Raw genomic sequence first — 9,270 nt, forward strand, 5'->3', positions numbered from 1 at the left:
AACCAACTGCCGCGCCGGACATTGGCATAGGGCAGGACGTCAAGGAGGGCCGCCATGGAGCTGAAGGGAAAGATCGCATTGGTGACGGGCGCCGGCTCCGGCATCGGCAAGGCGGCCGCGGTGAAGCTCGCCGCAGAGGGCGCAAGTGTGGCGGCGCTCAGCCGCACGGCGGACGAGGTCGAAAAGACCTGCGCCGAGATCAAGGCAGCCGGTGGCGAAGCGATCGCGCTGACGGCCGATACCAGCGACGAAGCTCAGATGCGCACGGCCGTGCAAAAGCTTGCGGATAGCTTCGGCGGTCTCGACATCGTCGTCGCCAATGCCGGAATCAACGGCGTCTGGGCTCCGATCGACGATCTGAAGCCGGACGAGTGGGATAAGACGATCGCCGTCAATCTGCGCGGCACTTATCTGACCCTGCATCTGACGGTTCCGCATTTGAAGCGTTGTGGCGGTTCGATTATCGTCGTCTCCTCGATCAACGGCACCCGCACCTTCACCACGCCGGGCGCCACCGCCTACACCGCGACCAAGGCCGGGCAGGTCGCCATGGTCCAGCAGCTCGCTTTGGAACTCGGGCGGCACGGCATCCGCGTCAATGCCGTCTGCCCCGGCGAGATCGAAACCAGTATCAGCGCCAATACCGCCAGCCGCGGCCGCGAAGAAACCGAGGTCCCGGTCATCTGGCCGGAAGGCGATATCCCGATCGCAGGCGGCAAAGCCGGCAAGAGCGAGGATGTCGCCGAAACCATCCTCTTCCTTGCCTCCGAGCGTGCCCGGCACATCACCGGCACGCCGATCTGGATCGACGGCGGCCAGGGCCTGCTGCGATAACAGCGCGTCGTCAGACAGTCAGTCGCCCAGCCGTGCACTCTCCAAGGTGTAGAGTTCCTGCGCGCGCTGCACCCCGCGCAGCGCATAACGCCCGACGCAGGCGAGCGCGGCGCGCTCCTCCTCCGGAATGGCCGCCGCGAAATCGGAGGAGATCAGCAGGTTGAGGTCGACCGAGCGGCACATCGAAGCGATGCGGCTGACCTCGTTGACAGCAGGGCCGATGACGGTGAAGTCCAGCCGGTCCTGGCTGCCGATATTGCCGTAGAAGACATCGCCGATATGCAGGCCGATATAGACATCCGTCGTCGGCCGGCCATCAGCTGCGCGCGCGGCATTCAGCGTGACGAGCTTTTCCCGCAGCAGCGATTCGGCGCTGAGCGCCGCACGGCAGGTCTCGGCCGGCACCTCGCCCTTGAAGATGGCGAGCACGCCGTCGCCGATCAACTTCAGCACATTGCCGCCCGCCTCGTGGATCGCCGAGATCGCCACCTCGCTGTAATCGTTGAGCAGCGGGATGATTTCCTCCGGCGGCACACGATCGGAAATCTTGGTGTAGTTCAGGAGATCGGAAAACCAGAGTGCGGCTGAAATCCGCTCGGATTTGCCACGGCTGATCTTTCCTTCCATCACCTGGCGCGCCGCATCTTCGCCGAGATAGACTTCCGCGATGGTGCGGGCGATGCGCCCGAGCGCGATGCATTTGATCGCCAATCCGAGGACCGGCACCAGCTTGCGCAGGATGGCGAGATCGTGATCGGAAAAGCCCTGCGGATGTCTGGTTGCGAAATGCGAGAAGAAGCAATCCATTTCGCCGATCGTGCCGGCTTCGTTGAACCGATGCATCATCGCCACGAAATCCGTGTGGCCGTCTTCCGCGATCTTGTCGAGCATGCTGAAATCGGTCGGATCGCCGAAGCCCAGGCGCCGGCGCACCTCCCGCTCGTTGCCCGACCAAAGATGGTAGAAGGCCGATCGCTGCCAGTTCTGCGCCGCTTCGCCGGAGCTCGTCGGACCATATTCGAATTCGGTTTCGATCTCCTCGACGCTGTCCCAGCGGAAGGCGCGGCCCTCATGCACGGGGTGCAGCGTATCCATCAGCGCCAGACCGCGGTCGAGCGGCAGGCCGGCGTTTCGGCAGGCCCCGCAGAAGCCGGTCATCAGCTCGGCTTCCGAAACGCCCTTTAGCCCTTGCTCCGTAACCCAGGCCGCAATCGTGCTGACGTCGCTGTAATCCATGCCGCTCACCTTTGCTCTGCCCAAGCTGTAGCCCAAAATCACTGCGGAAGGAACGCCAGCGCCTCAATCGCCGGCGGGCATATTGTAGGGCGTGACGATTTCGACCGATGAAAGCGAGGCCGGAATCGCCCGCCCCGGTGATGTCACCCGGCCCATGATCGCCCTGAAGGCGGAACGCGCATCGGTTCGGAGATCGTGATGCAGCACGAAACCGATGCGACGCGCCGCAAGCAGCGCCCGGTTGTCAGCATCGAGATCATGGGCGACGAAGACGCGGACCGGACGCTCGGCGGCCTCGAAAGCGGCGAGCACCGCTCGGTTGCCGCCACCGATCGAATAGACGGCATTGATATCGGGATCGGCAGCGAGCGCTGCCGCCGCAAGCGTTCCCGTCGCGGCATCGGTGCCGTGTCCCTCGCTGATTTCGGTAATGCCGATGCCGGAATAACGGGCGCGGATGATCCGGCGAAAGCCGATTTCGCGCTCTTCTTCGCCGCGGAACCGCCCGCTCGACAGCGTCACCAGCACCTTGCCGCCGTGGTTCCCGAGCACTTCGCCGATGAGATAGGCAGCCGTCTCCCCGGCCGCACGGTTGTCGGCCCCGGCATAGGCGATGCGCGCCGAATTCGGCAGATCGGTCACCAGCGTCACCACGGGAATCCCCACCGCATCCGCCCGCGCAACGGCGGCAGCCACTTCGGCGACATCGGGCGCCTTGAGCACGATGCCGTGGGTGCCGCGTAGCCGGATGCGATCGAGAAGCTGCACCAGCTCGGCCGGCTTCATCACCTCGGCGAAATGGAAGCGGCAGCGAAAAACGCCGGGCAGGAAGGCCGCGATCTCCGCTTCGAAGGCGGCGCGCACCGCGTCGCTGAAACGCTGCGGCGTCTCCATGACGATATCGATCGCCAGCGTGCGGCCGCTGCTTATCGCGCCCGCCTGCTGTTTCTCCAGCTCAGCGATCGCCGCCCTCACCCGCATTTCCGTTTGCTGGCGCACACCCGGCCGGCCGTTCAGCACCCGGTCGACGGTCGCGGTGCTCAATCCCGCCTGAAAGGCGATGTCCTTGACGAGAAAGCTATGTGCCACAGGCCGTCCTGATGGTTTTTTGATGGATTCCTGATCTATATCACCGGACAGCGCGGCGTATAGTGCCTCCATCGGAACCAGGGAGGAGCACCTGATGAAAACGGACAATCAGCGGAAATTGCGCGCCGACCGCGTCTGGCTGAGCGAGGACGCCTGCGATCTCGACGATTTTCGCAGACTTGCGGAAAAGACGACCGCGCTTGCCGACTATCCGACGGCGTCGGCGGTGGAACGGAATATCCTGATCTATGACAGCCGCAAGGTAATGGAAGCCGCCGCAGGACCGGAAGGCCGCCGCGCCGTCCTGGCCGAGATCTGTGAGGCTCTCGGCGAAGGTCCCGGCGTCGTGGTGTTCAAGCGTGCTTACGAGGACACCGGCATCATCGACCGCGCCAGCGCCATCTTCGATGCGATCATCGAGGAGCAACACCGCACATCGACCGGCGGCGGCGATCACTTCGCGAAGCCCGGCGCCAACGACCGCATCTGGAACTCGCTGGAGAAGCATTGCCTCGCCGATCCTGAAAATTTCGCCGAATATTACGGCAACGCGATCGTGGCGCTGGCAAGCGAAGCCTGGCTCGGTCCGAGTTACCAGATGACGGCGCAGGTCAACCGCGTCAATCCGGGCGGCGCCGCGCAGTCGGCGCACCGCGACTACCATCTCGGCTTCCAGTCGTCGGAGGTGATCGAGCAGTTTCCGGCGCATGTGCACCGGCTCTCGCCGGTATTGACGCTGCAGGGCGCGGTCGCCCATTGCGACATGCCGCTCGAAAGCGGCCCGACGCTCTTCCTGCCGCACAGCCAGACCTATGTGCCGGGTTATCTCGCGCTGAAGCGCCAGGAGTTCCGGGATTATTTCGAAGCCAGCCATGTGCAGTTGCCGCTCGAAAAAGGCGACGTCGTCTTTTTCAATCCGGCACTCTTCCACGCCGCCGGCACCAACCGCTCGACCGACATCAAGCGCGTCGCCAACCTCCTGCAGGTTTCCTCCGCTTTCGGCCGGGCAATGGAAACCGTCAACCGCGAAAGGATGAGCGGCAGGCTCTTTCCCGCGTTGAAAACACTGCGGGGCAAGCTGTCGGCCGGTGAAATCGCCAATGCCGTCGTCGCCTGCGCCGAAGGCTACTCCTTCCCCACCAATCTCGACCGCGACCCGCCGCTCGGCGGCCTGGCCCCGAAGACACAGGCGCAGCTGATGCACGAGGCATTACGGGAAGGCTGGAGCGACGAAGCCTTTACGGCAGCGCTTGCCGAGCAGGCGAAGAAGAAGTTGAGCTAAGGAGCTGGAAGCTCGCTCATCGGCAATGACAGAAGAGCCTTCCGCGCCCCCGCGGGAGGCCATTCGCATATCACCAAGGAGGAACCACATGAGCACAGACCACGGCCGCCTCGACGGCAAGATCGCGATCGTCACCGGCGGCACGCAAGGGCTGGGCGCGACCATTGCCCGTCTCTTCGCCGAACGCGGTGCGCAAGGCATCGTCATCTGCGGCCGCAACGAAGCCAAGGGCAAGGCGAAGGCCGCCGAGATTTCCGCCGCCACCGGCACACGGGTCGTCTACGTCAAGGCCGACCTCGGCAAGGTCGAAGACGCCCAGAACGTCGTCCATGCCTGCGACGAGGCCTTCGGCCGTGTCGACGCGCTGGTCAATGCCGCCGCCATCACCGATCGCGGCACCATTCTCGACACCAGCCCCGAACTCTTCGACGCGATGTTCGCCGTCAACGTGCGTGCGCCGTTCTTCCTGATGCAGGAGACGGTGAAGATCATGCGCCGCGAAAAGATCGAGGGCACGATCGTCAATATCGGCTCGATGTCGGCCAAGGCGGGCCAGCCCTTCATCGCCGCCTATTGCGCCTCCAAGGGTGCATTGGAAACGCTGACGAAAAACACCGCCTATGCGCTCTTGCGCAATCGCATTCGCGTCAACGGCCTCAACATCGGCTGGATGGCATCCGAAGGCGAGGACCGCATCCAGCGCGAATATCACGGTGCACCCGCCGACTGGCTGGAACAGGCGGCGGCGAACCAGCCCTTCGGCCGTCTCGTCGATCCGCATGAGGTGGCGCGCGCCTGCGCTTACCTGTCATCGGCCGAATCCGGCTTGATGACCGGCTCGGTCATCTGCTTCGACCAGTCGATCTGGGGTGCTTACGACGGTTCGCCGCACCCGGTCGCGGCCCTCTGACGCAACCGGAGCCCGGCATTTCCCGCCACCGGGCTCTGGCACCTCCCCGCATTTGCCGCTACGAAGGGCTGCCAGCATTCAGGGAGGAAACCGGCGTGGCCGACAATCCGCTTTACGACATCCGCGACGAACGCTTCGGCGCTCTGGTCATCGGCAGCGCAGCCCTCGAGGAGCTCTATTCCGGCTGCCGCTGGACGGAAGGTCCGGTCTGGTTTTCCGACCTGAACTGCCTGCTCTGGAGCGATATCCCGAACGAGCGCATCATGCGCTGGACGCCGGATGGAACGGTCTCGGTCTTCCGCTCGCCCTCCAATTACGTCAACGGCAACACCCGCGACCGGCAGGGCCGGCTGATCTCCTGCGAGCATGGCGGCCGCCGCGTCACTCGTACCGAGCCGGATGGCGCCATCACCGTTCTCGCCGACAGCTACAGGGGCAAGCGGCTGAACTCGCCGAACGACGTGGTCGTGCATTCCGATGGCGGGATCTGGTTCACCGATCCGACCTACGGCATTCTGTCGGACTATGAGGGCCACAAGGCCGAGCCCGAACAGCCGACCCGCAATGTTTACCGCATCGATCCCGCGAGCGGCGCGATCGAAGCCGTCGTCGAGGATTTCATCCAGCCGAACGGCCTCGCTTTCTCGCCCGATGAAACAAAGCTCTACATTGCCGATTCCGGCTCGGCAAAACATGAAGTGCCGCGCCATATAAGAGTTTTCGATGTCGTCGACGGCAGAAGGCTCGCGAACGGCCGCTATTTCTGCAGCCTCGACATCGGCAATCCCGATGGTTTCCGTTTCGATGTCAGCGGCAATCTCTGGACAAGCGCGTCCGACGGCGTGCACTGTTTTTCGCCGGACGGCACCCTGCTCGGCAAGATCAGAGTGCCGCAGACGGTATCCAACCTCACCTTCGGCGGCCCCAAGAAGAACCGGCTCTTCATCACCGCGACACGCTCGGTCTATTCGATCTATACGAAGACGAACGGCGCGCAATATCCGTAAGGATCGGAGCATTGCGGCGTAGCCTTAGTTGGCCCGATGCATGCCGCCCGGCAGCGGTTGCAGGATGACGGCATCGCTGAAAAAAGCTAAAGCGCGTCGCATGAATCAGATTTGACGCGAAGCGCTGAAGCGGCCGCGCCTTATTGCATCAAGGAGGAATAGACGATGATCCGATTTTCACGCGCCGAAGAGCGCCGTACGGCTCCGGATGCCACGAGCGGGAGAGCCTGAATGCGTTCCGTCGTTTCCTTCAACGAAGGCTGGAGTTTCCACGAGGGCTTCGGCCAGCGTCTGCTCGAAAGCTTCGATGCCGCGAAGTCCGTCAGCCTGCCGCACACCGCCGTCGAACTGCCCTTCAACTATTTCGATGAAACCAGCTACCAGCGCGCCTTCACCTATCAGAAGATGCTGCGCTGGCTGCCGGAATTTGAGGGCCGCGAGGTCTCGCTCGTCTTCGACGCCGCCATGGCCGACAGCGTCGTCTATCTGAACGGCGAGGAAATCATCGCCCACAAGGACGGCTACACCCCGTTCGAAGCCCGCCTTACCGGTAAGCTCATCAGGGGCGAGAACCTCGTCACCGTCAAAATCGACGGCAGCGAAAACCCCGCCATTCCGCCCTTCGGCGGCCGCATCGATTATCTCACCTATGCCGGCATCTATCGCGACGTCTGGCTGAAGGTCACCGACCCCGTCTCGATCCGCAATCTCAAGATCGAAACCACCGATGTTCTCGCTTCGGAGAAATCGGCAAGCGTGCGCGTCGATATCGCCAATCCCGAGGGCCGCAGCTTCTCGGCGACCGTCACCGCCACGCTGAGGCAGGCCGACGGCACGGTGATCGCCACCGCCGCAACCGAAACGATTGGCGAGCGCACCAGGCTATCCTTCGGCGGCCTCACCGGCATCAGCCTCTGGGACATCACCGATCCCACGCTATACGAAGTCATCGTCGAACTGAGGACCGAGCACGGCTCCGACCGTGTCTCCACCCGCTTCGGCTTCCGCACCGCCGAATTCACGCCCGAAGGCTTCCGCTTGAACGGCAAGCCCCTGAAGCTGCGCGGCCTCAACCGCCACCAGGCCTTCCCCTATGTCGGTTACGCCGCCGGCCGGTCCGCCCAGGAGCGCGATGCCGACATCATGAAGTCGGTGCTGAAGTGCAATATCGTCCGCACCTCGCACTATCCGCAGTCGAAATGGTTCCTCGACCGCTGCGACGCGATCGGCCTGCTCGTCTTCGAGGAAATTCCCGGCTGGCAGCATATCGGCGATGCCGACTGGCAGAAGGAATCGATCGAGAATGTCCGCCGCATGATCGAGCGCGACTGGAACCATCCCTCGATCATCATCTGGGGCGTGCGCATCAACGAGTCGCAGGATAGTCACGACTTCTACGTCGAGACCAACCGGCTGGCCCGCGACCTCGACAGCACCCGCCAGACCGGCGGCGTGCGGTATATTACCGAGAGCGAACTGCTCGAGGACGTCTACACGATGAACGATTTCATCCTCGGCAACGAGGAACTGCCGGGCGCCAACCGGCCGCGCACGGCGCTGCGCGGCCAGCAGGAAAACACCGGCCTGTCGCAGAAGGTGCCGTACCTCATCACCGAGTTCAACGGCCACATGCACCCGACGAAGATCTACGACCAGGAACAGCGCCAGGCCGAGCATGTGCGCCGTCACCTGGAGGTGCTGAATGCCGCCTATGGCGACCCCGATATCTCAGGCGCCATCGGCTGGTGCATGTTCGATTACAACACCCACAAGGATTTCGGCTCCGGCGACCGCATCTGCTATCACGGCGTCATGGACATGTTCCGCGAGCCGAAATTCGCGGCCTATGCCTATATCAGCCAGTGCGACCCTTCCGAAGAGATCGTCATGAAGCCGGCGACCTTCTGGGCGCGCGGCGAGCGCAATATCGGCGGCGTGCTGCCGCTGATCATCCTGACCAATTGCGACGAGGTGGAGCTGCAATACGGCGCGCTGTCCAAGCGCATCGGTCCGGACCGCGAGAACTATCCGCACCTGCCGCATCCGCCCATCGTGCTCGACCACCGGCACTTCACGCCCGACGAACTCGGCACCTGGGGCCTCGAATGGATCGACGGCACCTTGACCGGCTATATCGGCGGCCAACCGGTGGCGAGCTTGACGCTCGCGGCCGATCCGCTGCCGACGACGCTGGAAATCGTTGCCGACAGCCGCACGCTGAAAGCCCGCGAACGCGACAGCACCCGCGTCATCATCCGCGCGCTCGATCAGTGCGGCCAGCGCCTTCCCTTTATGAACGACAGTATTTCGCTGAAGGTTCATGGACCGGCAAAGATCGTCGGCCCGGTCAACGTGCCGCTGCAGGGCGGCACCACCGGCTTCTGGCTGGAGGCGACGGGACTGACCGGCGAAATCACCGTCGAAGCCGTTTCCTCGCGTTTTGCGCCGGCGACGCTTAACGTGACGGCTGTCGCCTGACGGCGATCACGAAATCCTGAGCTGGCTTTCCGGATCGAAGAACACCGCCTTGTCGAGATTGAAGGCAAGGCGGGCGCTCTGGCCGGGCGCTATGCCGGCATCGGCGCGCAGACGGGCCACGACCTCCTTGCCGCCGAGCTTGGTGACCGCGAAAGTGTCGGAACCGGCAGGTTCGATCACCTCGATCAGGCAATCGCCCTCGGTCAGCGACCGCGCCTTGCGGTCGGCGCCGTCTGGATCGGTCAGCGCCTCAGGCCGGATGCCGAAGACCACCTGCCGGCCGGCATAGGAGCTGAGGCCGTTATTTCCCGCCATGACGGGCAGCTTGAGCGGCGCGGCATTCGGCCGCTCCAGCGATACCGTGAGCCCGCCCGCGCCGTTTTCGATTGTGCCAGCGAGCAAGTTCATCGCGGGCGATCCCATGAAGTCTGCGA

At 63.8% G+C, this 9,270-nt stretch carries 8 protein-coding genes; 5 read left to right on the plus strand and 3 right to left on the minus strand.

Annotated features, from left to right (window positions below; translation table 11 throughout):
* The first annotated feature begins 54 nt into the window (after nucleotides 1-54).
* Complete coding sequence (locus CO670_RS11280; protein WP_097590306.1) at nucleotides 55-834, plus strand: SDR family NAD(P)-dependent oxidoreductase; 780 nt, start codon at nucleotides 55-57, stop codon at nucleotides 832-834.
* An 18-nt stretch (nucleotides 835-852) separates the two neighbouring features.
* Here CO670_RS11280 and CO670_RS11285 read toward each other — a convergent pair whose 3' ends face one another.
* Nucleotides 853-2,070, minus strand: a complete 1,218-nt coding sequence (locus tag CO670_RS11285; protein WP_097590307.1) for an adenylate/guanylate cyclase domain-containing protein — start codon at nucleotides 2,068-2,070, stop codon at nucleotides 853-855.
* Between the two features lie 63 nt (nucleotides 2,071-2,133).
* Entirely contained in the window at nucleotides 2,134-3,159 is a 1,026-nt protein-coding gene (locus CO670_RS11290; RefSeq protein WP_097590308.1) for a LacI family DNA-binding transcriptional regulator, read from the minus strand.
* Between the two features lie 94 nt (nucleotides 3,160-3,253).
* Between CO670_RS11290 and CO670_RS11295 the strand changes: the two genes are divergently transcribed.
* From CO670_RS11295 to CO670_RS11310, 4 genes are all read left to right on the plus strand, one after another.
* On the plus strand, nucleotides 3,254-4,441 hold the full coding sequence (locus CO670_RS11295; protein ID WP_097590309.1) for a phytanoyl-CoA dioxygenase family protein: 1,188 nt from the start codon (nucleotides 3,254-3,256) through the stop codon (nucleotides 4,439-4,441).
* A gap of 88 nt (nucleotides 4,442-4,529) precedes the next feature.
* Nucleotides 4,530-5,351, plus strand: coding sequence for an SDR family oxidoreductase (locus CO670_RS11300; protein WP_097590310.1), 822 nt, complete (start codon nucleotides 4,530-4,532; stop codon nucleotides 5,349-5,351).
* 95 nt (nucleotides 5,352-5,446) lie between these two features.
* Nucleotides 5,447-6,358, plus strand: a complete 912-nt coding sequence (locus CO670_RS11305) for an SMP-30/gluconolactonase/LRE family protein (RefSeq protein WP_097590311.1) — start codon at nucleotides 5,447-5,449, stop codon at nucleotides 6,356-6,358.
* 231 nt (nucleotides 6,359-6,589) lie between these two features.
* Nucleotides 6,590-8,836: a glycoside hydrolase family 2 TIM barrel-domain containing protein gene (locus tag CO670_RS11310; protein WP_097590312.1), complete on the plus strand. Its 2,247-nt coding sequence runs from the start codon at nucleotides 6,590-6,592 to the stop codon at nucleotides 8,834-8,836.
* A 6-nt stretch (nucleotides 8,837-8,842) separates the two neighbouring features.
* On the opposite strand, the gene CO670_RS11315 is transcribed toward CO670_RS11310, so the two are convergent.
* A partial coding sequence (locus CO670_RS11315) for a TOBE domain-containing protein (RefSeq protein WP_141502258.1) occupies nucleotides 8,843-9,270 on the minus strand: 428 nt, incomplete at its 5' end.

Origin of the sequence: Rhizobium sp. J15, from assembly GCF_002531825.1 — a bacterium.
GTDB lineage: Bacteria > Pseudomonadota > Alphaproteobacteria > Rhizobiales > Rhizobiaceae > Rhizobium.

Coding starts and splice junctions, on each gene's coding strand:
- CO670_RS11280 (WP_097590306.1), top strand. CDS start 55: ATGGAGCTGAAGGGAAAGATCGCATTGGTGACGGGCGCCGGCTCCGGC.
- CO670_RS11285 (WP_097590307.1), bottom strand. CDS start 2,070: ATGGATTACAGCGACGTCAGCACGATTGCGGCCTGGGTTACGGAGCAA.
- CO670_RS11295 (WP_097590309.1), top strand. CDS start 3,254: ATGAAAACGGACAATCAGCGGAAATTGCGCGCCGACCGCGTCTGGCTG.
- CO670_RS11300 (WP_097590310.1), top strand. CDS start 4,530: ATGAGCACAGACCACGGCCGCCTCGACGGCAAGATCGCGATCGTCACC.
- CO670_RS11310 (WP_097590312.1), top strand. CDS start 6,590: ATGCGTTCCGTCGTTTCCTTCAACGAAGGCTGGAGTTTCCACGAGGGC.